General features: G+C 66.8%; 21 protein-coding genes. 12 read left to right on the forward strand and 9 right to left on the reverse strand.

The window, feature by feature from the left end; translation table 11 throughout:
- The first annotated feature begins 13 nt into the window (after nt 1-13).
- The 4 genes from ACYZGB_RS15445 (at nt 14) to ACYZGB_RS15460 (ending at nt 6,082) form a co-directional block, all read left to right on the forward strand.
- Nucleotides 14-586 (forward strand): methylated-DNA--[protein]-cysteine S-methyltransferase, encoded by a 573-nt coding sequence (locus tag ACYZGB_RS15445; protein WP_462389501.1) that lies wholly within the window; start codon nt 14-16, stop codon nt 584-586.
- Nucleotides 583-1,509: a DMT family transporter gene (locus tag ACYZGB_RS15450; protein ID WP_462389502.1), complete on the forward strand. Its 927-nt coding sequence runs from the start codon at nt 583-585 to the stop codon at nt 1,507-1,509. The genes ACYZGB_RS15445 and ACYZGB_RS15450 overlap by 4 nt, the downstream gene beginning before the upstream one ends.
- 154 nt (nt 1,510-1,663) lie before the next feature.
- Entirely contained in the window at nt 1,664-5,482 is a 3,819-nt protein-coding gene (locus tag ACYZGB_RS15455) for a sensor domain-containing protein (protein WP_462389504.1), read from the forward strand.
- 57 nt (nt 5,483-5,539) lie between these two features.
- Complete coding sequence (locus ACYZGB_RS15460) at nt 5,540-6,082, forward strand: hypothetical protein (RefSeq protein ID WP_462389506.1); 543 nt, start codon at nt 5,540-5,542, stop codon at nt 6,080-6,082.
- A 1-nt stretch (nt 6,083) separates the two neighbouring features.
- Here the strand turns inward: ACYZGB_RS15460 and ACYZGB_RS15465 are convergent, their stop codons facing one another.
- Complete coding sequence (locus tag ACYZGB_RS15465) at nt 6,084-7,985, reverse strand: propionate--CoA ligase (protein WP_462389508.1); 1,902 nt, start codon at nt 7,983-7,985, stop codon at nt 6,084-6,086.
- 309 nt (nt 7,986-8,294) lie between these two features.
- Here ACYZGB_RS15465 and ACYZGB_RS15470 point away from each other — a divergent pair, with 309 nt between their 5' ends.
- Genes ACYZGB_RS15470 through ACYZGB_RS15480 form a run of 3 tightly spaced genes read left to right on the forward strand, consistent with a single transcriptional unit; the run spans nt 8,295 to nt 11,593 of the window.
- The gene (locus ACYZGB_RS15470; protein ID WP_462389510.1) at nt 8,295-9,263 is read left to right on the forward strand and encodes a chromate resistance protein ChrB domain-containing protein; all 969 of its coding nucleotides are present in this window, start codon (nt 8,295-8,297) and stop codon (nt 9,261-9,263) included.
- Nucleotides 9,260-10,633, forward strand: coding sequence for a chromate efflux transporter (chrA, locus tag ACYZGB_RS15475; protein WP_462389512.1), 1,374 nt, complete (start codon nt 9,260-9,262; stop codon nt 10,631-10,633). Before ACYZGB_RS15470 ends, chrA begins: the two co-directional genes overlap by 4 nt.
- 33 nt (nt 10,634-10,666) lie before the next feature.
- The gene (locus ACYZGB_RS15480; RefSeq protein ID WP_462389514.1) at nt 10,667-11,593 is read left to right on the forward strand and encodes a Fe-Mn family superoxide dismutase; all 927 of its coding nucleotides are present in this window, start codon (nt 10,667-10,669) and stop codon (nt 11,591-11,593) included.
- 138 nt (nt 11,594-11,731) lie between these two features.
- Here ACYZGB_RS15480 and ACYZGB_RS15485 read toward each other — a convergent pair whose 3' ends face one another.
- The 4 genes from ACYZGB_RS15485 to ACYZGB_RS15500 all read right to left on the reverse strand — a co-directional run bounded on the left by ACYZGB_RS15485 (nt 11,732) and on the right by ACYZGB_RS15500 (nt 16,207).
- The gene (locus tag ACYZGB_RS15485; RefSeq protein WP_056062923.1) at nt 11,732-12,334 is read right to left on the reverse strand and encodes an isochorismatase family protein; all 603 of its coding nucleotides are present in this window, start codon (nt 12,332-12,334) and stop codon (nt 11,732-11,734) included.
- An 88-nt stretch (nt 12,335-12,422) separates the two neighbouring features.
- Nucleotides 12,423-13,337, reverse strand: a complete 915-nt coding sequence (locus ACYZGB_RS15490) for a ribose-phosphate diphosphokinase (protein ID WP_462389516.1) — start codon at nt 13,335-13,337, stop codon at nt 12,423-12,425.
- Nucleotides 13,338-13,339: 2 nt separating this feature from the next.
- A complete protein-coding gene (locus ACYZGB_RS15495; protein WP_462389550.1) occupies nt 13,340-14,869 on the reverse strand; it encodes a thymidine phosphorylase family protein in 1,530 nt (509 codons plus the stop codon).
- Nucleotides 14,870-15,064: 195 nt separating this feature from the next.
- Nucleotides 15,065-16,207: a PQQ-dependent sugar dehydrogenase gene (locus tag ACYZGB_RS15500; protein ID WP_462389552.1), complete on the reverse strand. Its 1,143-nt coding sequence runs from the start codon at nt 16,205-16,207 to the stop codon at nt 15,065-15,067.
- A 202-nt stretch (nt 16,208-16,409) separates the two neighbouring features.
- Here ACYZGB_RS15500 and ACYZGB_RS15505 point away from each other — a divergent pair, with 202 nt between their 5' ends.
- Entirely contained in the window at nt 16,410-16,997 is a 588-nt protein-coding gene (locus ACYZGB_RS15505; RefSeq protein WP_462389517.1) for a C40 family peptidase, read from the forward strand.
- 39 nt (nt 16,998-17,036) lie between these two features.
- On the opposite strand, the gene ACYZGB_RS15510 is transcribed toward ACYZGB_RS15505, so the two are convergent.
- Entirely contained in the window at nt 17,037-17,426 is a 390-nt protein-coding gene (locus ACYZGB_RS15510) for a hypothetical protein (RefSeq protein ID WP_462389519.1), read from the reverse strand.
- A gap of 172 nt (nt 17,427-17,598) precedes the next feature.
- On the opposite strand from ACYZGB_RS15510, the gene ACYZGB_RS15515 reads away from it, so the two are divergent.
- The 3 genes from ACYZGB_RS15515 (at nt 17,599) to ACYZGB_RS15525 (ending at nt 19,205) form a co-directional block, all read left to right on the forward strand.
- Nucleotides 17,599-18,285, forward strand: a complete 687-nt coding sequence (locus tag ACYZGB_RS15515; protein WP_462389521.1) for an adenylate/guanylate cyclase domain-containing protein — start codon at nt 17,599-17,601, stop codon at nt 18,283-18,285.
- Nucleotides 18,286-18,419: 134 nt separating this feature from the next.
- A complete protein-coding gene (locus tag ACYZGB_RS15520) occupies nt 18,420-18,674 on the forward strand; it encodes a GlsB/YeaQ/YmgE family stress response membrane protein (protein WP_462389522.1) in 255 nt (84 codons plus the stop codon).
- Between the two features lie 21 nt (nt 18,675-18,695).
- Entirely contained in the window at nt 18,696-19,205 is a 510-nt protein-coding gene (locus ACYZGB_RS15525) for a hypothetical protein (RefSeq protein ID WP_462389523.1), read from the forward strand.
- A 12-nt stretch (nt 19,206-19,217) separates the two neighbouring features.
- On the opposite strand, the gene ACYZGB_RS15530 is transcribed toward ACYZGB_RS15525, so the two are convergent.
- From ACYZGB_RS15530 to ACYZGB_RS15540, 3 genes are all read right to left on the reverse strand, one after another.
- Nucleotides 19,218-20,912 (reverse strand): tannase/feruloyl esterase family alpha/beta hydrolase, encoded by a 1,695-nt coding sequence (locus ACYZGB_RS15530; RefSeq protein ID WP_462389524.1) that lies wholly within the window; start codon nt 20,910-20,912, stop codon nt 19,218-19,220.
- 145 nt (nt 20,913-21,057) lie between these two features.
- The gene (locus tag ACYZGB_RS15535) at nt 21,058-22,059 is read right to left on the reverse strand and encodes a Bug family tripartite tricarboxylate transporter substrate binding protein (protein ID WP_462389525.1); all 1,002 of its coding nucleotides are present in this window, start codon (nt 22,057-22,059) and stop codon (nt 21,058-21,060) included.
- A 56-nt stretch (nt 22,060-22,115) separates the two neighbouring features.
- Nucleotides 22,116-22,592 carry a DUF3237 domain-containing protein gene (locus ACYZGB_RS15540; protein ID WP_462389527.1) on the reverse strand — a complete coding sequence of 159 codons (477 nt, stop codon included), beginning with the start codon at nt 22,590-22,592 and terminating at the stop codon, nt 22,116-22,118.
- Between the two features lie 149 nt (nt 22,593-22,741).
- Here ACYZGB_RS15540 and ACYZGB_RS15545 point away from each other — a divergent pair, with 149 nt between their 5' ends.
- Complete coding sequence (locus ACYZGB_RS15545; RefSeq protein ID WP_462389529.1) at nt 22,742-23,644, forward strand: helix-turn-helix transcriptional regulator; 903 nt, start codon at nt 22,742-22,744, stop codon at nt 23,642-23,644.
- The last annotated feature ends 6 nt before the right edge of the window (nt 23,645-23,650 follow it).

A 23,650-nucleotide genomic window follows, 5' to 3' on the forward strand; every position in this document is an offset into this window, starting at 1 on the left:
GCAGACAACCGCCATGCAATACCACCCCCACACTGTGCAAGCACGCGCAGACACGGCCCTCGGGCCAGTGCGCCTGGCCGCCTCGCCCACCGGCCTGTGCGGCATCTGGTTCGAAGGCCAGCGCCACGAGCCCAGCCAGCAGCTCTATGGCATCACCGCCTGGGCCGAAGTGGACGGCCACCCGCTGCTGCAGGCGGCCACCGGCCAGCTGCAGCAGTACCTGCGCGGCGAACGCGATGGCTTCGATCTGCCCCTGGACCTGTCGGGCGGCACGCCCTTCCAGCAAGCGGTCTGGCAGGCCCTGCTGGCCATTGGCCGGGGCGCCACGCGCAGCTATGGCGAGCTGAGCCAGCACCTGGGCCGCCCCCGCGCCGTGCGGGCGGTGGGCGCCGCCGTGGGACGCAACCCGCTCTCCGTGGTCGTGCCCTGCCACCGCGTGCTGGGTGCCGATGGCAGCCTGACCGGTTACGCTGGCGGGCTGGACCGAAAGGCCGCGCTGCTGGCGCTGGAGAATGCGCTGGCGTCGGCCCAGGCATCCCTGCTCTCCCACAGCCACGACAAGGAAAAAGCGAAAGGCGCCCCATGACCCCACCCGGCCAACAGCCCGTCTCCAGCTGGATCGCTGAGTTCATCCTGCTGGCGGCACTGTGGGGCGCCTCGTTTCTGTTCATGCGCATGGGCGCCTCGGAGTTCGGGCCCCTGCCCATGGTGGGCCTGCGCGTGGGGCTGGCTGCTGTCTTTCTGTGGCCGATCATGCTGCGGCAGGGCGACTACCCGGCGTTTCGCCAGCATTGGCGGCCCATCATGCTGGCGGGCATCATCAACTCCGCCATCCCCTTCGCGCTGTTCGGTTGGGCCGTGTTGCACATCCAGACCGGGCTGGCCTCCATCCTGAACGCCACGGTGCCGTTGTTTGGCGCCCTGGTGGCCTGGCTCTGGCTGGGCGACCGCATCAACCGGCTGCGCTGGGTGGGGCTGGCGCTGGGGTTTGTGGGCGTCGCCCTGCTGGCCTGGCGTGCGCCTGCGGGCACGGGCTTCAAGACCGACCACGCTGCCTTGGCGATCGGCGCCTGCCTGCTGGCCTCGGCGTTCTATGGGCTATCGGCCAGTTTTGCGCGGCGCTACCTCACCGGCATCCCGCCCCTGGCCACGGCCACCGGCAGCCAGTTGGGTGCGGCGCTGGGCCTGGCGCTGCCCACGCTGTGGCTGTGGCCCGCGCAGATGCCCGGCCTGCGGGCCTGGGCTGCCATCGTGACCATAGCCGTGTTGTGCACCGGCATTGCCTACATCCTGTACTTCCGTCTCATCGCCAGCGCAGGCCCCAGCCGCGCCCTGGCCGTGACCTTCATCACACCGGTGTTTGCGGTGCTCTATGGCGCGCTGTTCCTGGGCGAAACTATCACGCCTTGGGTGATTGGCTGCGCATTTGTGATTGTGTGTGGCACGTTGTTGTCAACCGGGCTTGTCAGGACATTTCGGATCGCACTGCCCGGCTCACAACGGCCCTAAACTTCACCCATGGGGATTTCGTCGGGCCTTCACGATCGGACCAGGTGCCTCGACGGCACGGGGACTATTGCTGCCGGCCCCTTTCCCAGTCACCCCTCTTTTTCTTCACGGCTAGAAAATGCCGCAAGGCGGGGGCGTTGCGAGGTGACTTGCGGTGGGTAACAACACCCTTTTGGCTGCTACAGCGGCCATGTTGCTGTTGCTGGTGTTAGCCTTGCTGCCACCCCGTGAATCTCTTGCGCCTTCGCCTAGGACCCTGCTACTGCTGGGACTTGCGGGGGGCCTCGCTTCATGGGGTTCTTTCGAGGCGCTACGCTGGAATGCCCCTGAACTGCGGGTATTTGCGTACCCCACGGTCGCTGCATTTTTGGCGTTGTACTTCGGTACCCCGACGGCCATCCTCACGGCGCTCATTGCTCTGCTAGCGGTAGCGCGGGTCGATACTTCAAATTTGCTTTCAGCGATCAGCATACTGGGCTCAGCCGTGACCGTTGGGGCGATCTGGCATCAGGTAGGTTTGCGCTTTCGGGCTCCTACTTGGGTTTTTCTGGTCGGCGCAACGCTGACTCTGCCCTTCGCAGTGGTCGGCAGCCTCTGGGCCACCGGCAATGAGCCACACTTGACGCGAGGTTTTCCATGGCACCACGGTGCCGGACTGCTGATGCTGGGTATAGGGCGGCTGCTATTGGAAAGCAAGGCACGCGCGGAGCTTTCGCGCAGTGAAATTCAGCAAACGCTAGAGCAGCAGCAGCACCGATTGCAACTGGTGCTGGACTCCATGGGCGGAGGGCATTGGGAATGGGACATGTCGCGCCGCGAGTTCCATTGCAGCGGCCGCTTCTACGAAAAATATGGCATCACTGCTGCCGATATGGCAACCCTGGACCTGTGGACACGCTGGTACGCCCTGCGCCACCCGGTCGACGCCGAGCGCAATGCTGCGAAGCTGGCTCGCGCCATGGATGGGATGGAGGAAAGCTACGAGGCTGAGTTCCGCGTGCGGGACACTGAAGGGCACTGGCGCTGGCTGATGTCGCGCGGCGCGGTGTCGCGCCGCGATTCGCAGGGCAGGCCCACGGCAATGGTCGGCATGGACGTGGACATCACTGCCCACCGCGCGGCTGAAGACGCGCTGCGCTCATCCGAAGCCAAATACACAACGTTCTACCAGACGCTGCCTGACTCGGCGGGCATCTCGCGCATCTCGGACGGCCGCTACGTGGATGTGAACCCCGCCTTTTGCGAGGCAGTGGGGCTGTCACGTGAGAACGTGATCGGACGTACCTCGACCGAACTAAATATCTGGGCTAGCGAGCAGGAGCGCAAGCGGATCGTCGAGGTCTTCAAGCGCGACGGCAAGGTCGACCGCCTGCCAGTGGTCGCCCAGAAAAAAGGCGTGCGCGTCCCGGGCCTCATGTCGGCGCGCTCCGTGCTTGTGGATGGCGAAAACTGCTTTGTTTTCGTTTTCCACAACATGACCGAAGCCCAACGTACCAGTGAAGAGCTTCGGGCGCTGTACAACCAACTCCAGCAGGCCGGCCGCCTGGCCCGACTGGGCGCCTGGGAGGACGAGCGCGGCAAGGGCTTGGTGTACTGGTCAGAGATGTGTTTTGACATCCACGGCCTGGACCCGAGCCAGCCGCCTCCCAGCGACTACATCGACCGCCATGTGGCCCCCGCCTACCGAGAGGCGTTGCGCGAAAAATTTCGCCAAACCATCCGTTCGCGCACCGCGTGGAGCATGGAGATGGAGGTGTTGCACGCTGACGGCCATTTGCTGTGGATACGCGCGCGCGGTGAGCCGGTACTCGAAAACGACCAGGTGGTGCGCGTGCGCGGCGTGATGCAGGACATCGACGAGGCCAAACGCGCCGAGCAGCGCCTGCGCCAGTCGGAAGAACGTTTCTCGCGCATCTTCCAACTCATGCCCTACCCCATGGGACTGTCACGGTGCTGTGACGGCCAGTATGTGGACATCAACCCCGCCTGGGTCGAAATGCTGGGCATCCCGCGCAATGAGGCCATTGGTCGCACGGCTATCGAGCTGGGCATCTTCACCGTCGAAGAACGCCAGCGCCTCATCGACAAGGCAAATGCTAGCGGCCAGATCAGTGACCATGAAATGACGCTGGCCGTGCGCGGCGGCCCGCCCCGCACGGTGCTGCAGTCCATGCGCGCGACCGAGTTCGACGGCGAGCCCTGCTGGCTGTTCTCCGTACACGACATCACCGACCGCAAACGCGAGGAAGAACAGGTGCGCGAGCGGGAAGAGCTGCTGTCGCTCACCATCTCTGCCGCGTCGCTAGGGCGGTGGGACTGGGACTTACAGACCGGCCTGGTCACCGGCGACAGCCGCTGGCACGCCATGCGCGGCATGGAGGCCTCCGGCAACGCGTCGTTGGCAGTGCCGTGGACCAACGCCGTTGCCGACGACGACATCGAACGCATCGACGCCGAGCTTGCACGCCACACAAAGAACCCTGGCACCCCGTTTGATGCCACCTGGCGCGTAAACCAACCCGGCGAGGCCACCCGTTGGGTGCGCAATCTGGGCAAGGTCGTGGGTTTTGACAACCACGGAAACCCCGCCCGCATGCTGGGCGTGGCCATCGACGTGACACCCCAGCGCGAACAAGAGGTCATGCTGCAGCGGATGGCTCTGTTCGACGCCCTTACCGGCCTGCCCAACCGCGTGCTGCTCGCGCGCAGGCTGCAGGAAAGCATGGACCTGGCCCGCGAAAGCGGCTCCCAGTTGGGGGTGGCCTACCTCGACCTGGACGGCTTTAAGCCTGTGAATGACAGGCTTGGCCACGGCGCGGGCGACCGCCTGCTGGTGGTGGTGGCGGGCCGCCTCACCCGGGCGTTGCGGGGCCTGGACTGTGTGGCCCGCCTGGGTGGCGACGAGTTCGTGATCCTCATGCCCGGGCTGGGCTCGGTCAGCGACTGCGAACGCCTGCTCGAACGCGTGATGGAAAGCATTTCGTCCCCCTACACGCTGGATGCCGAGCGGGTGGTCGTCACCGCCAGCATTGGCTACACAGTGTTCCCGCAGGACGATGCCGATGCCGACGCCCTGCTACGCCATGCCGACCAGGCCATGTACGCAGCCAAACAGGCCGGGCGCAACCGTTTCAACCGGTTTGATGCCGACCAGGAGCGCGCCGTGCAACTGCGACGCACCCAGGGCCGTCACCTGCGCGACGCGCTGGCGGACGCCCAGTTCACCCTGTACCTGCAGCCCAAGGTGGACATGCGCAGCGGCACTGTGGTGGGCGCCGAAGTTCTCTCGCGCTGGCAACACCCCGAGCGCGGCCTGGTGCCGCCGGGCGAATTCCTGCCGTTGCTGCAGGGCACCGAGCTGGAGATCGGCTTTGGCGAATGGGTGACCGAGGCCGCGCTCACGGTGCTGGAGCGATTGCAGAACCAGGGCCTGCCCATGCCGCTGAGCATCAACATCGCCGCCCAGCACTTGCAGCAGCCCGGATTTGCCCCCTGGATGGCCCAGTGCCTGGCGCGCCACCCCAAGGTGCCCACGCACCTGGTCGAGATCGAGATCACCGAAAGCGCCGCGCTGTACGATCTGTCGGCCGTGGCCGCCACCCTGACCGAGCTGCGCGCCATGGGCGTGACCGTGTCGCTGGACGACTTTGGCACCGGATACTCGTCGCTCACCTACCTGCGCCGCCTGCCCATGGACACGCTCAAGATCGACCAGAGTTTTGTGCACGGCATGATGGGCGACCCCGGCGACCTGGCCATCGTGCAGGGTGTGATCGGCCTGGCCCGCTCCTTCGGCTATCGCGTGATCGCCGAGGGCGTGGAAACGGTGGAGCAAGGCCAGATGCTGCTGCAGCTGGGCTGCACCCAGGCCCAGGGCTATTGCATCGCCCGACCCATGCCGCTGGACGATTTCATCGCCTGGACGCAAGGGTGGCAGCCGCCGGAGGGATGGCAGCGGAATCGGCCCGTGTAGGGTGCGCAGGGTGCTGTCCTATGTGATCGCAAAGAGCCCCCCAGACGGAAGGAAAAAATGGCGAGACTGTTTTCTCGTAAGGAAAAAATGGCGGATCTATTTTCTGCCTATCTCCCTCCCAACATCCTCAAACAGCTGGCGCATTCCCCCGCGTCCGGTGAGCGTTTGTCCCGAGGGGCTGTCGAGTTCATTTTTGTGATGGCTCAGGGCCGTGGCGATCAGGACACCGCAGAACTCATCGGTGTGATCACCGCCGATGCCCACAGTGCGGGGTGGATGGTCCAGGCCCTTGTGTGCAACCTGGTGGCGCTGGTTCGCGGCACGGTGCCGTTGAACGGACCGCCAGTGCTGGAGCGCGCCGCGCTGGTTCAGCAACTCATGGACACCTGCGCGCGCAGGATCAAGGCCGTTCACGGCGCGGAACAGGCCTCGTTCGGCACCATGGGCAGCAGCGCCCGCAGGGCCCACGGCGTGCTGCTGCCGTCTTTTCCTCAAGCCATGGGCCAGCTTCTGGCGCTGCCGCTGGGGCAGTCGCTTGAACTGGGGATGGCGAAGGTTGCAGCGCAAGAGCCCGCACCGCGTGCGGGCCACCTCGGCTGAATCAGCCCACCAACTCCTTCACCTGCTGCAGCGCTGCCGGGTCTTCCATCGTCGTCAGATCCCCTGGGTCGCGCCGCTCGGCCACGGCCTGCAGGGCGCGGCGCAGCAGCTTGCCGCTGCGGGTCTTGGGCAACACCGTCACAAAGTACACGCGCGACGGCCGCGCCACGGCGCCGAGCTGGCCGTCCACCTGTTTCATCACCTCGCCTTCGAGCTTGAGGCGTGCAGCCTCATGGGTCAGGCCCGATGCATCACGTGCCACGGCAAACGCCATGGCGACCTGGCCCTTGAGGCTGTCGGCCACGCCCACCACGGCCACTTCGGCGATGTTGGGGTGCGAGGCAATGCTTTCCTCGATCTCGCGTGTGCCCAGGCGGTGGCCGGCCACGTTGATTACGTCGTCGGTGCGGCCCAGGATGAAGTGGTAGCCGTCGGCGTCGCGGATGCCCCAGTCGAAGGTGCTGTAAATGAGGCGGCCGGGGATGCTCTTCCAGTAGGTGTTCACAAAGCGGGCGTCGTCGCGCCACACGGTCTGCATGCAGCCGGGCGGCAGCGGGCCTTCGATGGCGACCACGCCCTTCTGGTTGGCTCCCGTCAGCTCCTCGCCCGTGGCCTCGTCGAGCAACTTGACGTGGTAGCCATAGACCGCCTTGCCCGGGCTGCCCCACCGCGCGGCGTTGGCTTCGATGCCGTTGGCCACCGCCAGGATAGGCCAGCCGGTTTCGGTTTGCCAGTAGTTGTCGATGATGGGGATGTTCAGCGCCGCGCCAATCCAGCGTGCCGTGGGCTCGTCCACCGGCTCGCCCGCCAGCCAAAGGGCCTTGAGGCTTTTCACGTTGTATTGGGTGAGGAAAGCCGGGTCCTGCTTTTTCAGCACCCGCACCGCCGTGGGGGCCGAGAACATGTGCGTGACCTGGTACTTCTCCACGATGCTCCACCACACACCCGCGTCGGGCCGGATCGGCAGGCCCTCGTACAGGATGGTGGTCATGCCGGCCAGCAGCGGCCCGTAAATGATGTAGCTGTGCCCCACCACCCAGCCGATGTCGCTGGTGGCGAAGTACACCTCCCCCGGCTTGGCATCGAAGATGTGCTTCATGCTGGCGGCCAGCGCCACGGCGTAGCCGCCCGTGTCGCGCTGCACGCCCTTGGGCTTGCCTGTGGTGCCGCTGGTGTACAGCGTGTAGCTGGGGTGGGTGGATTCGACCCACTCGCAGGGCACCACGGTGTTCAGGTGCTGCTCGCGCAGCAGCGCCCAGTCGTGGTCGCGGCCTGGCTGCAGGTGCATGGGCGCCAGGCCCCGGTTCACCATCAGCACGGCGGCGGGCTTGTGTTTAGACAGGGCAATGGCCTCGTCCAGCAGCGGCTTGTAGGGCACCACCTTGCCGCCGCGCGAGCCCGCATCGGCGCTGACCACGGCCACGGGCTCGGAGTCTTCAATGCGCGAGGCCAGCGAGCCCGAGGCAAACCCGCCAAACACCACCGAATGCAGCGCCCCAATGCGCACGCAGGCCAGCATGGCAAACGCAGCCTCGGCAATCATGGGCATGTAGATGAGCACACGGTCGCCCTTCTTCACACCCAGCGACAACAACACGGCCGCCATGCGCTGCACCTCGGCATGCAGCTCCGCAAAGCTGTAGCTGCGCTCAGTGTCGGTTTCGGTAGAGATCGCCACCAGCGCGGCCTGGCTGGCGCGCGTGGCCAGGTGCCGGTCTACGGCGTTGTGGCACAGATTGGTGGTGCCGCCCACAAACCATTTGGCAAACGGCGGGTTGCTGTAGTCGCACACCTGCTGGGGTGGGGTCTTCCAGTCAATCAGCTTCGCCTGCTCGCTCCAGAAGGCGTCGCGGTGGTCGATGGACTGGCTGTAGAAGTCGGCGTAGGTGCTGTGTGCGGTCATTGTGAGTGTCTCCTCGGCATCTCTCTCGCCCTGCCAGGACAGCAGGTTTTGAATTCATAATTATTCATGACGGGCTTGCGGCAAACTGACGCAGCGACGCTAAATCCACGGTGGTCAGGCCTTGCTCCCGCTCCAGCAACGCACCTGCGCACCCCAGTCCCCCTTGCCCCTTCCACTGCTTGCAGGTGGCTCACGCTCTTCCCTCCCCACCCTTCTAGGCTCTGAAGCACCTGCACGCAAGGATTCTTTGCCTACAAGATTATCAAAAAGAAATAACCATTTCATAAAACAACGCATATACTTCATTTTATGTGGTCGACACTCATCATGACGCTGCCCACGCAGCCCAATGCCGTGCGGCTGCGCATCTGGCGCAATCTCAAGGCACTGGGCTGTGCCGCCCTGCGCGATGGCGCATACCTGCTGCCGCAAGAGCACGCGGACCTGCTCGCCCCCATTGCCACCGAGGTGCGAGAACACGGCGGCACGGCCATGCTGCTGACCCTCACTGCGCCGGACAGCGCACAGCGCCAGGAGATCGAAGCGCTGTTCGACCGCACCGAGGCCTTCATGCTGTGGCGCGATACGGCGACGGCCTTGCAGGCGGAGCTGGCACAGCTCACCGAAACCGAAGCCCGCCGCCGCCTGCGCGGCATTGCCGACGCCCTGCAGGCCTTGCACCGCACCGACTACTACCCCGGCGCCGCCGCCGCGCAGGCCGATGCTGACCTGGCCAGCCTGCGGCAGGCCCTGGACGCTTGCTTCTCACGCGGAGAGCCCGCCGCCCTGCCCGCCCATGGCATCGCGCGCCTGGACGCCGCCCAGTTCCAGAACCAGCGTTGGGCGACCCGCGCCCGGCCCTGGGTGGACCGCCTGGCCTGCGCCTGGCTGATCCGCCGCTTCATCGACCCGGGCGCGCGGTTCGTATGGCTGGCCGATCCGGCATCGCCGCCTGCTGATGTCCTGGGCTTTGACTTTGACGGCGCCCGGTTCACCCACGTGGGTGCCCTGGTGACCTTTGAGGTGCTCATTGCCAGCTTTGGGCTCGAAGCCGACCCTCGGCTGCAGCGCCTGGCCCGTGCCGTGCACTACCTGGACACCGGCGGCATGCCCGTGCCCGAGGCCGCGGGGCTGGAGGCCGTGCTGGCCGGCCTGCGCGAAGTGCATGCCGATGATGACGCCCTGGCCCAGGCCGCCGCGCAGGTGTTCGACGCCTTGTACGCCGTGCCGTCCGCCCTCCCTTCCTCGCAGGCCCCGCTGCCCAGCACCGCACCATGACCACCCCGACTTCTGCGCCCACCACTCCCGCCCTGGACCGCCCCGCCCCCGTGGGTTTTGGCGAGGCCTTCCTGTTCTGGCTCAAGCTGGGCTTCATCAGCTTTGGCGGGCCAGCGGGCCAGATCGCGATCATGCATGCCGAGCTGGTGGAGCGTCGCCGCTGGATCAGCGAAAAGCGCTTTCTGCACGCCCTCAACTACTGCATGCTGCTGCCCGGCCCCGAGGCGCAGCAGCTGGCCACCTACATTGGCTGGCTCATGCACCGCACCTGGGGTGGCATCGTGGCCGGGGCGTTGTTTGTGCTGCCCTCGCTGTTCATCCTGATCGCGCTGTCGTGGGTGTACCTCAGGTTCGGCGATGTGCCCGTGGTGGCGGGCATCTTCTATGGCATCAAACCCGCTGTGACCGCGCTGGTGCTGCACGCAGCGCACCGCATTGGCACGCGCGCGCTCAAGAACGGCTGGATGTGGGGCATTGCCGCTGCGTCTTTTGTGGCCATTTTTGCGTTCGACACGCCCTTTCCGGCCATCGTGCTCGCGGCGGGCCTCATCGGCTACTTTGGCGCACAGCGCTGGCCGGCCGTGTTTGCCCTGGGGGGGGGCCATGCCAACGGCCACCAGGGCTACGGCCCTGCGCTGATTGATGACGACACCCCTGCGCCCGCCCACGCGCGCTTCTCGCGCAGCCACCTGGCCAAGGTGCTCGCGGCAGGGCTGGCGCTGTGGCTCGCAGCCATGGCCGCGTTGGTGGCCACGCAGGGCTGGCAAGGCACGCTTACGCAGATGGGCTGGTTCTTCACCAAGGCCGCGCTGCTCACCTTTGGCGGCGCCTATGCCGTGCTGCCCTACGTGTACCAGGGCGCGGTGGAGCACTACCAGTGGCTCAGCGGCCCGCAGATGATCGACGGCCTGGCGCTGGGCGAGACCACACCCGGCCCGCTGATCATGGTGGTGGCGTTTGTGGGTTTTGTGGGCGGCTGGCTGCAGCAGGTGTGGGGCCCCGATGCACTGTTCGCAGGCGCCGCCGCAGCAGCCACCGTGGTGACTTTCGTCACCTTCCTGCCCTCGTTCATCTTCATCCTGGCGGGTGGCCCGCTGGTGGAAGCCACGCACGGCAAGCTCGGCTTCACCGCGCCACTGTCGGCCATCACCGCCGCCGTGGTGGGTGTGATCCTGAACCTGGCGCTGTTTTTTGCCTACCACCTGCTGTGGCCCCAGGGTTTTGGCGGGGCGTTCGATGCCGTGCCGGCAGTGATCGCTGTGGGCGCGCTGGTGGCGCTGTTCCGCTTCAAGCTGGGGGTAATGCCACTGCTGGGCCTGTGTGCGGCCGTGGGGCTGACAGTGACCTTACTCAAACCCTGGCTGGCCTGAAACAGTTGTCATCCACTTCCCGGGAGTATCCCCATGCAAGCACGCCCCCAAGCCCTTCCTTTTGACCCGGCCACGCTGCCCGGCCTGTCCGAAAGGCTGCTGCGCAGCCACCACCAGAACAACTATGGCGGCGCGGTGGCACGGCTCAACGCCATCCGGGCGCAGCTCTCGGGGCTGGACTTTGCCTCCACGCCCGGCTTTGCGCTCAACGGACTCAAGCGCGAGGAGCTGATCGCCAGCAATTCGATGCTGCTGCACGAGCTGTACTTTGGCAGCCTGGGCGGCGGTGGTGCCGCCCCCGCACCCGCCATGCTGCTGGCGCTGGCGGCCAATTTTGGCAGTGTGGAGCGGTGGCGCGAGGAGTTCGTTGCCATGGGCAAGGCACTGGGCGGCGGCTCTGGCTGGGTGTTGCTGGTGTTCCAGCCGCGCGAGGGCACGCTCGTCAACCAGTGGGCCAGCGATCACACCCAGGTGACTACAGGAGGTGTTCCCATCCTCGCGCTGGACATGTACGAGCATGCCTACCACCTCGACCACGGTGCAGCTGCGGGTGCCTATGTGGACGCCTTCATGGCAAACATCCACTGGGCCGCCGTCTATGAGCGCTACCAGCATGCGGTACACGCCGCGAGCGAAGGGCTGCAAGCGTCCATCCAGGACGCGCAAGCGGCGGCGCAATTGATTGATGTGCGCCGCGCCGGTGTGTACGAGGCGGCCACCACCGCCATCCCCAACGCCCGCTGGCGCGACCCTGCCGCCATCGACACATGGGCCCCGGAGCTGTCTGCCAGCGAAGACGTGGTGGTGTACTGCGTCTATGGCCACGAAGTCGGCCGATCGACCGCGTTGCGCTTGCGCGCAGCGGGCTTCAATGCACGCTTTCTCCAAGGGGGCATAGACGGCTGGGCCGCCTCCGGCAACGCCGTGTGTGCCAAGGCAGAGGCGCAGCGGGCGGGGTGAATCGAAGGCGGCGATGAACCATGCCGCAGGTGGGGTTTCAGCGACGCGCCTCTCCACCGCCTCTGGGTTGATTTGCTATTGTTTTGATAGCTATTAGCGCTTTATGGACGCGCGGAGAAGGCTAAAAATACCCAAATTTTACTTGATCAGCCCCAGGACATCCTTGAATGCCGGGTGCTCGCAGCTGCCCAGCCATTCAAACGCCACCATCTCGGTGGTCACCAGCTCGGCGCCTGCGCCGGCCAGGCGGTCGAAGGCGGCGTCGCGGTTGCGTTCAGTGCGCGAGCCGCAGGCGTCGGTCACCACCCACACTTCAAACTCGTCGTCGATCAGGTCCAGCGCGGTCTGCAGCAGGCAGACATGGGCTTCGCACCCGGCAATCACGATGGTGCCGCGCTCTGCCGCCAGCGGTGCGGGCTTTTGCAGGTGCTTGGGCAGGCTGCGTGCGTTGCCGCCCTGGGGCTTGGCCGGCGGGCGCAGCCATTCGCCCAGGCCTTCCTCGGCGGCGCTGAAGTGCATCTTGGCCAGGGTTTTCTGGCACAAGGCACGCAGCGCGGCGTCGTTGGCCCCAAGGCGCGAAGGGTTCTGCTCGGTGCCCCACACGGGCACATCCAGCATGCGGGCAATCTCGGCCAGGCGGCGGGCGTTGGCCAGCACGGCGGGGCCTTCGTGGATGGCAGGCATCAGGCGCTCCTGGTAATCGACCAGGACGAGTTGGGATTCGGTGGCGTCAAGCAGCATGGTGGGACCGTTTCTGTGTTCGTTGAATCGCTGTGCGGGCGCAGCGTGGGAGGCAATGGCGCATTGTCGCAGCCCGAGCCCGGGGTTTTCAGCTGCGAAGGACGGACTGCAGCGCCGTGGCCAGCGACCCGGCCATGGCCACGGCGTTGCTCGAGTGCGGGATGCAGTCCGTGCTCCAGACCTCCCCCACCCCGGCTTCATGCAGCACCTGCAGCGCATCGCCCGCAAACAGCGCATGCGTCACAGCCACATCCACCGAGGCGGCACCCGCCTGCAGCAGCAGCCGGGCGGCCAGCGCCAGCGTGCGGCCGGTGCTGGCCATGTCGTCCAGCAGCACCACCGCCCTCCCCTGGGCGTTGAGCGCGGGCAGCTCGATGGCCACATGGCGGTCACCATGGCGCACCTTGGTGCACACGGCATGGTCAAAGCCGTGGCGCGCGGCGGCCTGGGCGATCCACTGGGCGGATTCGCCGTCGGGCCCCACCAGCAGCGCGTTCGGGCGGCGTTCAGCAATCAGGTCGGCCAGCGGCTCGGCACCGCTGAGCACCACGGCCTGCGGCACGGCAATGGCCTGCTCCAGCCGGTCGATGCGGTGCAGGTGCGGGTCCACGGTGATGACAGCGTCAAACAGCCCCGCCAGAAACCCGCCCACCACCTGCTGGCTCACGGCCTCGCCAGGGCGGAAGGCCATGTCCTGCCGCATATAGGCCAGGTACGGCGCCACCAGCGTGAGGTGGTGTACACCCAGGCTGCGGGCCGTGCGTGCGGCCAGCAGCAGCTCCACCAGCTTTTCGTTGGGCTGGTGCAGACTGCGCAGCAGCGCGGCGTGCCGTGGCAGGCGGCCAGTGGTCTCGTCCACCGGCAGGCGCAGTTTGAGTTCGCCATCGGGGAAGCGGTGGCGCTCGATGGCCTGGGCGCTAAGGCCTGTGGCCTGCGCCAGGCGCAGCGCAGACGCGGCCTCGTCGTCGAAATACAGCACGCACGCGGCTTCAGGTGCGCCCATGGTCAGAACTCCACAAACACGCGTGGCACCTCGTCGGCCGTGCCCAGCCGGTAGCCGCTGTCCCGCTCGCACGCATGGCGCGCAAACTCGAGGTCCGCCGGGTAGCTGGCATGCACGCGGTACAGCAGGTCGCCCGCCGCCACGGTGTCGCCCAGCTTGTGCATCAGGTCCACCCCGGCGCCCGGCACCTTGGGCGCCCCGGCCAGCCGGGCCACGCGGGCGATCTGGTAGTTGTCGATGCCCGCCACCACGCCGCTGGCGGGCGCCACCACGTCCAGCGTCAGCACACCCAGTGCCGGGTGGTTATGGTCAAACCCCGTGCTGCCCTGGGCGGCAATGATGGCGTTCATGCGCGCCAGCGCCCGGCCGGAGTCGAGGATGTCACGCGCAATCGCGTAGCCGTCGCCGCCGCGCACATCAGGGTCGCACTCGATCAGGCGCCCGGCCAGGCGCAGCGCCTTTTGCCGCAGGTCGTCGGGCGCGCGCGGGTCGTTTTGCAGCACGCGCATCACGTCGCGTGCCTCCAGCACCGGGCCCACGCCATTGCCCACGGGCTGGCGGCCGTCGGTAATGACCACGTCCAGCGACAGGCCCATGCGCCGCGCCACATATTCAAACAGCCGCCGCAGACGCTGCGCCTCAGGCATCGACCGCACCTTGGCCGTGGGGCCGATGGGAATGTCGAGCACCAAGTGCGTGGCGCCGGCCGCCACCTTTTTGGACAGGATGGACGCCACCATCTGCCCGGCGGAGTCGATGGACAGCGGCCGCTCCACCGAGATCAGCACATCGTCGGCGGGCGACAGATTGGCCGTGCCGCCCCAGGCCAGGCAGCCCCGGTGCGCGCGCACGATGTCGGCCAGTTGCGCAAGCGGCAGCTCCACCTTGGCCAGCACCTCCATGGTGTCGGCCGTGCCGGCAGGGGATGTGATGGCGCGCGATGACGTCTTGGGGCACAACATGCCGTGCGCTGCGACGATGGGCACGACCAGCATGGTGGTGCGGTTGCCCGGAATGCCGCCGATGCAGTGCTTGTCCACCACCAGCGGTTCGTGCCAGTCCAGCCGCCTGCCGCTGGCGACCATGGCATCGGTGAGGAAGAAGACCTCCTCCCGGTCCAGCTCATTGCGGTGGCAGGCCACCACGAAGGCGGTGAGTTCGATCTTGGAATAGCGGTGGTCGGCAATGTCGCGCACGATGGCGCCGAAGTCCTCCCGCGTGAGGCGCTCGCTCGCAATCTTGCGGAACAGCGCGCCCATGGACTCGGGTGGCTCGGCCTGGGCCACCGACACGGTGTGACCGTTGTCCACGCCCAGCTGGGCAAACGCGTCTTCCGACAAGCCCAGCTCGTGGCAGCCCACGATGGCAGGGTCGTCCACCACGTTCACCGTGGCCAGGATGCGGCGGCCGTTGGCGCGCACCTCGATCTTGGACAGGGCCTGGAAACCCTCGGCCCGGTACACGGCGCAGTCGCGGTGCAGGTAGGCCACGTTTTCGCGCCAGGTGTCGATGGCCACGCGGCGCAGCGCCAGCTGAGACCGGGGTGGCGCGCCGTCCGGGGCAGACACAGGAGCGAAAGCTGGGGCGGGAGAGGAGGGCTCGGCATGCATGGCGCCAGCCTAAACCCAAAGTGCTGGCAGACACCTAGTGAACACCCCGCGCCGGAAGCTCTGCCGGGCAGAAACTGCGGGTGACATGACCTGGGTCAAGCCGCCCCGCTACCGCCGTCAGTCGGGCTGCAGGCGCAGCAGCCGCCCCTGGGGGCTGTCGGTCACCATATAAAGAAGGCCGTCCGGCCCCTGGCGCACGTCGCGGATGCGCTCGCCATTGCCTTGCAGCAGTTTTTCTTCGCGCTGCACCGTGCCGCCTGTCACTTCCAGCCGGTGCAGGGTGCCAAATTTGAGTGAACCGACAAACAGGCTGCCCTGCCATGCCGCGCCGTAGCGCGCGCTGGTCAAAAACGCCATGCCCGAGGGCGCAATGGACGGCGTCCAGTGGTGCAAGGGCGGCTCCATGCCCGCTTTGGCTGTACCTTCGCCCATCTTGCCGCCGCCATAGTTTTCGCCAAAGGTGACCACGGGCCAGCCGTAGTTGCGGCCGGGTTGGGGCAGGTTGATCTCGTCGCCGCCTTGGGGGCCGTGTTCGTGCATCCAGAGTTTGCCGTCCGGCCCCAGCGTGGCGCCCTGGGGGTTGCGGTGGCCGTAGCTCCAGATCTCGGGCAATGCGCCGGGCTGGCTTGCAAAGGGGTTGCCAGGAGGCACCGCACCGTCGGGAGTGATGCGGACGACCTTGCCGTGGTGGTTGTCCAGCTTTTGCGCATCGTCCTTGCGGTGGTAGCGCTCGCCCAGGGCCACCAGCAGGTTGCCGTCCGGGGCCTGCACGATGCGGCAGCCAAAATGCAGCGCACTTTCGACCTTGGGCCGCTGGCTGAAGACCACACGCACGTCCTGCAGGCTGCGCACATCGGCCGCCAGGGTGGCACGCGCCACGGCCGTGCTGTTGCCCGCCCCGCTGGCTGCGGGCTCTGAAAAGCAGAAGTAGATGCGCCGGTTGCGCGCAAAGTCGGCATCCGTCACCACATCCAGCAGGCCGCCCCGCCCGCCTGCGGCCACCGGGGGCACCCCGGTCAGGGCCGGGCCCACCTGGCCGGTGGCGCCCACCACCCGCATGCGCCCCGGGCGTTCGGTGACCAGAAACTGCCCGTCCGGCAAAAAGGCCAGCGCCCAGGGGTTGACCAGCCCGGTGGCCACCGCGACCAGCGAGACGGCCGGCACGGTGTTTTGGGCACTGCTGCTGGCCGCGCAGCCAAAAGCTATCAAAAACATAGCTGCCTGGGATTTGCTGGTGCGCCGAAAGGCCGGTTTTTTCATGAATTTCATCGCAAAAAATTCCTCCACCCCAGGATGGGCGCCAAGGGCGCGTTGACACCGAACCCGCGCGGCGCAAAAGCCCGCCAACGCAACGCATTGCAAGCCCCCGCGCCCGGCCATCGCCATTTAGTTGAATCAAATCAATGGCTTGCAAAACAGCTTATTTTTAATAAGCAACCATACCGTGTTACCCTTCGCCCCCATGTCCAGATGGTTTTGCCTCCTCCTCCTGGTCTGCGCCACCACCGCGCAGGCAGCCCCCCAGACGGCCAATTCTGACGATATGGACCGTTTGCTTGCCGACAAAGGCCTGCTCACACGGCTGGAAAACGTGAGCCACCAGGTGGCCGACAAGGCCCACACAGTGGCCGGACAGGCCTCCGAGCTGGTGGTTAACGCCATGGGTTTCCTGGGCGTGCCTTACAAGCGTGGCGGCAACAGCGCCGAAACCGGCTTTGACTGCAGCGGTTTTGTGCGTGCCATGTACGAACAGACCGTGGGCCTGCTGCTGCCCCGCCGCGCTGACCAGCAGGCGGCTGCCACCCAGGTCATCGACAAAAAAGAACTGCAACCGGGCGACCTGGTGTTCTTCAACACCATGCGCCGCAATTTCAGCCACGTGGGCATCTATGTGGGGGACGGCAAGTTCATCCACTCCCCCCGCAGCGGCTCGGAGATCCGGGTTGAAGACATGGGCGTGGCCTACTGGAAGCGCCGCTTCAACGGCGCACGCCGCGTGACTTCGGCCGAGGGCGCGACCAGCACCGCCCAGGCAGCGCAGCCGCAGTAAAGCTTTACTGCGCGCTCGCCCGCTGGCGGCGGGACCAAATCAGGGCTTGATCTCGTACACCGTCTCGGTGCTGCGGATCGGCCCACCCACCACATTCACCGGCCCGGCAGACGGGTCCTTCAGCAGTGCCTTGGCGGCTGCCATATCGGCCTGGTACCGCGCGCGGGCCTGGGATTCGCAGGCCTTGCGCTCTGCAGCGGCCATGGCCCGGCATTCCTCCAGGCTGACCTTGAGCCCGCCACCGGCTTCGCGGATGGCCGACTGGTAACGCTGCTGGGGCGTGGTGTCCGGCACGGCGCCCCGGGCCAGCGAGGCTTCGCCCCCTTGCGATTGCGCCATCGCCCCAGTGGGCAGGGCCAGCAGGCCCCCCAAGGCGCAGGCAGCCGCCGCCAGGGCGGCACCGGAGCGGGTCCAACGTGGGTAGGTCATGGGAGTTTCCTTTCTTGGTGGATCGAGACAAGCCGGGGTCGGCAGGCAGCCTGTGAAGGCCTCGCCGCCGGGCCCTGCGGCACGGAAAACCCCACTGTAGTTTTGCAACCGGGCCCTGCCTCGCCAGCAGGTGCCGCGCTACCATGTCAGACACCACCCACAGGCCGCTGCCATGCACCACCCTTCTGCGCCACCCGGGACCCAGGCCCCCCACGACAAGGACTACCTGCGGCGCCTGCTGGCCGAGCGCAACCAGGTGCCCGCCAACGCCGCAGGCATCGACGCCGCCATTGAGCAGGCCTTTGTGCGCAACGTGGCCATCCTGGTGCTGGACATGTGCGGCTTTTCGCGCATCACGCAAAGTCACGGCATCATCCATTTCCTGGCCATGATCCACCAGATGGAGCAGGCGGCCCGCCCCGCCATCCGGGGCAATGGCGGCGAAATCATCAAACAGGAGGCCGACAACCTGTTTGCGGTGTTCAACAGCCCCGAGCAGGCCCTGGAAGCAGCGCTGGACACATTGCGCGCCCTGCAGGCCATGAACACCGTGCTGCCGCCCGAACGCATCCTGAACGTCAGTGCAGGCATTGGTTTCGGCCCCACACTGGTCATCGCCCAGCAGGACCTGTTTGGCCCCGAGATGAACTGCGCCTGCAAGCTCGGCGAAGACATCGCCGGTGCCAACGACATCCTGCTGACCGAAGCTGCCCACGCAGGCCTGCCACCGGGCCGCTACATCTGCGACGGCGCCAGCTACCAGATTTCGGGCATGGACCTGCACGCGCACCGCTTCGGGCACTGCCTGTTCGAGCGACCCTTGAACTCACCGCCCCCGGGCGCCACCTCCCCCCGGTGACGCACACAGGGGGCGTTGTCCGACAGTAGGGGCACCCGCCCCTTCGGTACAGTCCCCTGGTTCGCTTTCGTTCGCTTTCATCACATCCATCCGCAAGCTCCAACAAGCTCGCACAAGTTCACAAAGGGGAAAACATGGTGTCAATTCTGGGAACGCTGCTGGTCGGTCTGGTCGTGGGTTTCATTGCCCGCGCCATCAAGCCCGGGGACGACAAGCTGGGCTGGATCATGACTGCGCTGCTCGGCGTGGCAGGCTCCTTCCTTGCCAGCTATGTAGGCATGGCCATGGGCTGGTATGCACAGGGCGACTCGGCCGGCTGGATCGCCTCTGTGCTGGGCGCCGTGGTCCTGCTGGTGGTGTACAGCCTGGTCAAGGGCAAATCGTCCTAAACCGCCGCACTGGACTGCCCCATGCCCAGCTCTTCGCAGATGGCCGCCGGTGACCCGGACCTGGCCGCCGCAGTGCGGCGTGCCCGCAAGCTGTTGCACCGGCGCGCCCTGGTGGCCGCCGCCGCCAGCATGGTGCCCGTGCCGGGACTCGACTGGGCTGTGGATGCGGCCCTGCTGTCCAGACTCATTCCGCAAATCAGCGCCGAGTTTGGCCTGTCCGCCGGGCAGATCGACCAGCTTGACCCCAGCAAACGCGAGCAGGTGCAAAAGGCCGTGGGCCTGGTCGGTTCGGTGCTGATCGGCAAGCTGATCACGCGCGAACTGGTGTTGCGCGCCGCGCAGACTGTGGGCCTGCGCCTCACCACCAAGCAGGTGGCCAAGTACGTGCCCCTGGCGGGCCAGGCCGTGGCCGCCACCTTGGGCTACGCCACGCTGCGCTACCTGGGCGAGCAGCACCTGCGCGACTGCGTGCAGGTGGTGCAGGAGGCCCGGCTGCAACTGCCCGCCCCTGCCTCTGCCGTCCGCAAGTAGCCCCGGTCAGGCTTACTCTGCCGCGCAGACAAAGCTGCTGGCGTCTTCCACATTGCCCGAGCCCTTGTACTTGGCGAACTGTGGGTAGGCGCACAGCGGCCGCGTGCGGTTGGGCATGAAGGTATTGGCAGGCAGCGCCTTGGCAGCGATGGTGTCGGGCGCCACGCCCTTCTCCACCCAGTCCACCATGGCCTGGATTGAATCAAAGTTGTCGGTGGCCGGACCGCCCGAGCAGTGGTTCATGCCGGGCACCAGGAAGGTGCGCGCAAAGTTCTGCGTGGCTGCCATGCCGCCGTTGTTGGCCGCCAGGCGTTCGTAGTAGTCCATGGTGTCCAGGGCCGAGAAGATCGGGTCGGACATGCCGTGGATGAACAACATCTTGCCGCCGCGCTGCTTGAAGGCCGCGAGCTTATCGTCGCGGTAGGTGTCATAGATGGCCGAATAGGCCTCCATGCGCGCCGGATCGGTGTCGAAGTTGAAGGCGAGCGGGTTGAAGCTGAGGTCTGGCGGCGTGAAGAACTCGTTCACCAGCGCATCGACCATCAGCGTGATGTAGCGTGCGTCCGGCGTGGCGGTGGTGGAGCTGCCCAGCGTCCAGGTGCGCCAGCCTGGCGCGGCCAGGCCCGGGTCCCAGGGCTGACCGGCGTACAAGGCCTTACCCGCAGAGTTGCGCGGGCCCGCAAACACGCTCTTGAGCGCGCCCACCTGGGCGCTGCTCAGGCAGCTGGCGCCCTTGGCACCGCTGCACTGCAGCACCGCTGGGTCAAACTTGCAGGCCTTCACGTTGTTCACCAGGCCATCGGCCACACCATCGGCCGCGTCGCACGACGACTTCACTGCATCGGCCACGAGGTTCAGGTCGGCGTTGCTGAACGCCTGCGACAGGATGCGCTTGCCCGATGCGTCCTGCGGGGCGATGGCTTCGAACTGGATGGTGTTCCACATCGCGGCCACCGTGGCGCCGCTGGACACGCGCATGGCGGGCGCACCAGCCGTGATGGCGTCGAAATAGTCCGGAAAACGCTGCGAAAACATCATGCCCTGGCGCCCGCCGCCCGAACAGCCCGAGAAGTACGAATGGTCGGGCTTGCGGCCATAGCGGGTGGCAATCAGCGACTTGGCGGCCACCGCCGTCTTGTCGTAGGAGTTGTAGGCATGGTCAATGCGCGCCTGCGGGTCGGCGCCGAAGCTGGCCGTGGTGCCGGTGTGCCCCGCGTCGGTGGACACCACCGCAAACCCCTGCCCCAGCGGCGACGGTGTGCCGCCCGAAATGCTGGAGCTGAGCGAGGTGTCGCGCAGGGTGCCGTCGTTGCCGCCGCCACCGATGAACAGGAAACGCCCGTTCCAGTTGTCCGGCAGGCTCAGTTGAAAACCGATGGCGTAGTTCTTGCCATCCACGCCCACGCGGGGGGTGATGGCGCCCGTGACCGCGCAGTGGCCTGGCAGGAACGCGCCCGTGGCGGCTCCGCCTGGGCGCTTGGTGTCTGCGGCGACGTAGCTGGTGGTGAGCGTGGTTGCAGCCAGCCCGGCCTTGGCCGATAGCTCGGCGCAGGCCGCAGCGGGCGTGACCTGTTGGGCCGACGCATCGCCGTTGCCGCCACCACAGGCGGCCATCAGCAGGGGCATGGTGAGTGCGGCGGGCACCAGTTTGCGGCGCAATCCCGCAGCGGGTTGGCTGGCGGGCTGCAGAGCGTGGAGAAAGGACATGGTGTGTGCCTCCGGTCGTGTTGTGGTTGGAATGAAAGTGAAGCGCGTGCCCAGCGCCAGGCATGGCTGCGCCCCGGCCCGTGCCGCCTGCGAAGGCAGGTGCGCGGGTCTGGATGCGGGGAAATGTGTTGAGCGGGCCGGGCGCTCAGTCGGCCTTGAAGCCGGTGGCGGCAACGGCCTTGCCCCAGGTCACCGTGTCGGCGGCGATGGTGCGGGCAAAGTCCTGCGGGCTGGTGCCCGTCACGCGGAAACCGGCCTCTTCCATCTTGGCCTTGCCCTCGGGCGACTGCACGGCCCGGATGATGTCGGCGCCGAGCTTGGCAACGATCTCGGGGGGCGTCTTGGCCGGGGCCACGATACCGAACCACGACGAGAACTCCAGGTTGGCGTAGCCCTGCTCCTTGATGGTGGGTACGTCAGGCAGCGCGTTGGTGCGCGTGGCGCCGGTGGAGCCCAGTGCCACCAGCTTGCCCGCCTTCACATTGGGGGCTGCCAGCCCCACACTGGCAAACACCCCCTGCACATCGCCGCTGAACAGGCCACCCAGCGCGTCCGCCGTGTTCTTGTAGTGCACTGGCTCGGGCTTGAGCTTGACCGCATCGCCAAACATGAAGGCGCCAAAGTGCCCCGGCGTGCCCGCGCCAAACGTGGCCAGGAACAGGCCCTTTTGCTGCTTGGTCCAGTCCACAAACTCCTTCACGTTGCGCGATGGCACCTTTTGGGGATTGACCAGCAGCACAAAGTCGGAGGTGACGACCTGGCTCACGGGCACAAAGTCCTTGGCCGGGTCGTAGGGCAGCTTGTTGTAGCTGCTGGGGGTAATGCTGAGCTGGCCGGTTTCGCCCAGCATCAGCGTGTAGCCGTCGGGTGCGGCGCGTGCGGCCTCGCTGGCCGCAATGAGGCCGCCCGCGCCGGGCTTGTTGTCCACAATCACGCCCGCGTTGCCCCAGCCTTCCGAGAGTTTTTGCGCCAGCAGGCGCGCCACGATGTCCGGCCCCGTGCCCGCAGGAAAGCCCACGATGATGCGCACGGGCTTGCTGGGGTAGGCCGCAGCCCCCTGTGCCTGGGCCCCCGCCCAGGGCATGAGCCCGGCCAGGATGGATGCAGCCACCAGGGCGCGGCGCAAGGGTTGGGTGGTGTTTTTCATAGTGTCTCCAGGTCTTGTACGTTGGGAAAGGTCAAAAGATAAAAAAGGGCCGGGCGCTATCGCAGCTCAAAAAAACGCATGGCCACGGCGTCGGGGTAGCGCGCGCCCGTGCCCACAAACATGCGCTCGGCCATCCAGGACAGCGCGGGCGATGCGGTCTCGAAACTCGGGCTGCAGCGGAAATAGACCTGCGCCGGGTCCACCAGCTCGCCGCGTACCAGGCGGGCAATCAGCTCAGCCGGGCCCGAGCGCACGGCACGGTTTTGCACATAAATAAGGTCGCCACCATCGGTCTCCAGCACGTAGCGCGCATCCAGCTCCGACAGCCGGTCGTTCACGATGAGCTGGAAGTCTGCGCCGCCCGGCAGCACACGCGCGCTCCAGCCATCGCCGGTGGCGGTGCCGCCCAGGATGGGGATCAGCCTGCGCAGGCCGTGCACGGTGTGGCCGACTTCCTGGGGGACGCCTACCTCCACGCGAAGGTCGGCAAAAAACTGGAATTGCGGATCGGGTAAGGGGATGACTTCAGACATGAGACCTAGCGTAAGTCCCGTTGCAAGCAGCGCCTGTTATCCCAGAGGATGACGGGATAACCCGAGCGCCCCAGTGGCCGCATCGGGGGCAGTTTCAGCGCACACTCCACGTTTTCGCACCCCATCACCTCGCAATTTCCGACTTTTCCATGCGGCAGTGGCTCCCCTCCTCTCCCCAGACTGTGCCCGGCCGGCAGGTGCTGCACAGCCCTGCCAGCCAGACGCTGGCCAGCATGGTTCATCGCCTGGGCGACAACGGCTTTGCGCCGGGCCTGCTGCAAGACCTGGAACCGGTGTTGCCCGCCGCTTCCTGGTCGGTGTACCGCACGGGCCACCGCTGCAAACCCACGCTGTTCATGTCGGCCAGCCGGGGCGTGCCCGACACCACGCAGGACTGCTGGTGGGCCTACCTCTCGGGCCCCTACCGCAGCGACCGCACCTGGGGCCGCCCATTTGACGAAGTGCCCGTGGCTGCGCCCGAAACGCGCCTGTGCCATGTGACCGCGACCGAGGTGGAGGGCGAACACCGCGCCCGGGTGTACGAAGCCCACGGCGTGGCCGAGCGCGTGTCGGTGGTCGAGTATGAAAGCGATGGCTCGGTGTTTGCGGTCAACTTCTACCGCCACCAGCACCAACGCGCCTTCAGCGACCGGCAGATCAGCGCGTTCGAGTCCGTCGCGCCGGTGCTGCTGGCGCTGACCCGCAAGCACATCGACCTGTCGCACACGCACCTGCCCCCGGCCACGCTGTGGCACGAGGCCAGCAGCACTGACCCGGTACACAACTTGGCGCTGCCTGCCGATGCGGCCCTGGCCCCGCTGGCGGCCGACGGCCTGCCCGTGCTGCGCATGCGCCTGGTGCGCCTGCAGGCCGAGCTGACCGACCGCGAGCTGGACGTGTGTGCGCGCCTGCTGCAGGGCATGACGCACGAAGGCATCGCCAGCGACCTGGGCCTGAGCGTGCCCACCGTCAAGACCTACCGCAACCGCGCCTTTGCGCGCCTGGGCATCCACTTCCGCAACGAGCTGTTCGCACGGGTGCTGGGCGGCTGAGCGGCG

The organism is Acidovorax sp. Q11 (assembly GCF_054950075.1).

What these genes read in the sequence shown, in the direction of transcription:
- ACYZGB_RS15530 (WP_462389524.1), bottom strand. Translation starts at nt 20,912, where the DNA reads ATGTCCTTTCTCCACGCTCTGCAGCCCGCCAGCCAACCCGCTGCGGGA.
- ACYZGB_RS15520 (WP_462389522.1), top strand. Translation starts at nt 18,420, where the DNA reads ATGGTGTCAATTCTGGGAACGCTGCTGGTCGGTCTGGTCGTGGGTTTC.
- ACYZGB_RS15485 (WP_056062923.1), bottom strand. Translation starts at nt 12,334, where the DNA reads ATGCTGCTTGACGCCACCGAATCCCAACTCGTCCTGGTCGATTACCAG.
- ACYZGB_RS15535 (WP_462389525.1), bottom strand. Translation starts at nt 22,059, where the DNA reads ATGAAAAACACCACCCAACCCTTGCGCCGCGCCCTGGTGGCTGCATCC.
- ACYZGB_RS15450 (WP_462389502.1), top strand. Translation starts at nt 583, where the DNA reads ATGACCCCACCCGGCCAACAGCCCGTCTCCAGCTGGATCGCTGAGTTC.
- ACYZGB_RS15515 (WP_462389521.1), top strand. Translation starts at nt 17,599, where the DNA reads ATGCACCACCCTTCTGCGCCACCCGGGACCCAGGCCCCCCACGACAAG.
- ACYZGB_RS15460 (WP_462389506.1), top strand. Translation starts at nt 5,540, where the DNA reads ATGGCGAGACTGTTTTCTCGTAAGGAAAAAATGGCGGATCTATTTTCT.
- ACYZGB_RS15525 (WP_462389523.1), top strand. Translation starts at nt 18,696, where the DNA reads ATGCCCAGCTCTTCGCAGATGGCCGCCGGTGACCCGGACCTGGCCGCC.
- chrA (WP_462389512.1), top strand. Translation starts at nt 9,260, where the DNA reads ATGACCACCCCGACTTCTGCGCCCACCACTCCCGCCCTGGACCGCCCC.
- ACYZGB_RS15465 (WP_462389508.1), bottom strand. Translation starts at nt 7,985, where the DNA reads ATGACCGCACACAGCACCTACGCCGACTTCTACAGCCAGTCCATCGAC.
- ACYZGB_RS15470 (WP_462389510.1), top strand. Translation starts at nt 8,295, where the DNA reads ATGTGGTCGACACTCATCATGACGCTGCCCACGCAGCCCAATGCCGTG.
- ACYZGB_RS15545 (WP_462389529.1), top strand. Translation starts at nt 22,742, where the DNA reads ATGCGGCAGTGGCTCCCCTCCTCTCCCCAGACTGTGCCCGGCCGGCAG.
- ACYZGB_RS15510 (WP_462389519.1), bottom strand. Translation starts at nt 17,426, where the DNA reads ATGACCTACCCACGTTGGACCCGCTCCGGTGCCGCCCTGGCGGCGGCT.
- ACYZGB_RS15540 (WP_462389527.1), bottom strand. Translation starts at nt 22,592, where the DNA reads ATGTCTGAAGTCATCCCCTTACCCGATCCGCAATTCCAGTTTTTTGCC.
- ACYZGB_RS15445 (WP_462389501.1), top strand. Translation starts at nt 14, where the DNA reads ATGCAATACCACCCCCACACTGTGCAAGCACGCGCAGACACGGCCCTC.
- ACYZGB_RS15505 (WP_462389517.1), top strand. Translation starts at nt 16,410, where the DNA reads ATGTCCAGATGGTTTTGCCTCCTCCTCCTGGTCTGCGCCACCACCGCG.
- ACYZGB_RS15500 (WP_462389552.1), bottom strand. Translation starts at nt 16,207, where the DNA reads ATGAAAAAACCGGCCTTTCGGCGCACCAGCAAATCCCAGGCAGCTATG.
- ACYZGB_RS15480 (WP_462389514.1), top strand. Translation starts at nt 10,667, where the DNA reads ATGCAAGCACGCCCCCAAGCCCTTCCTTTTGACCCGGCCACGCTGCCC.
- ACYZGB_RS15490 (WP_462389516.1), bottom strand. Translation starts at nt 13,337, where the DNA reads ATGGGCGCACCTGAAGCCGCGTGCGTGCTGTATTTCGACGACGAGGCC.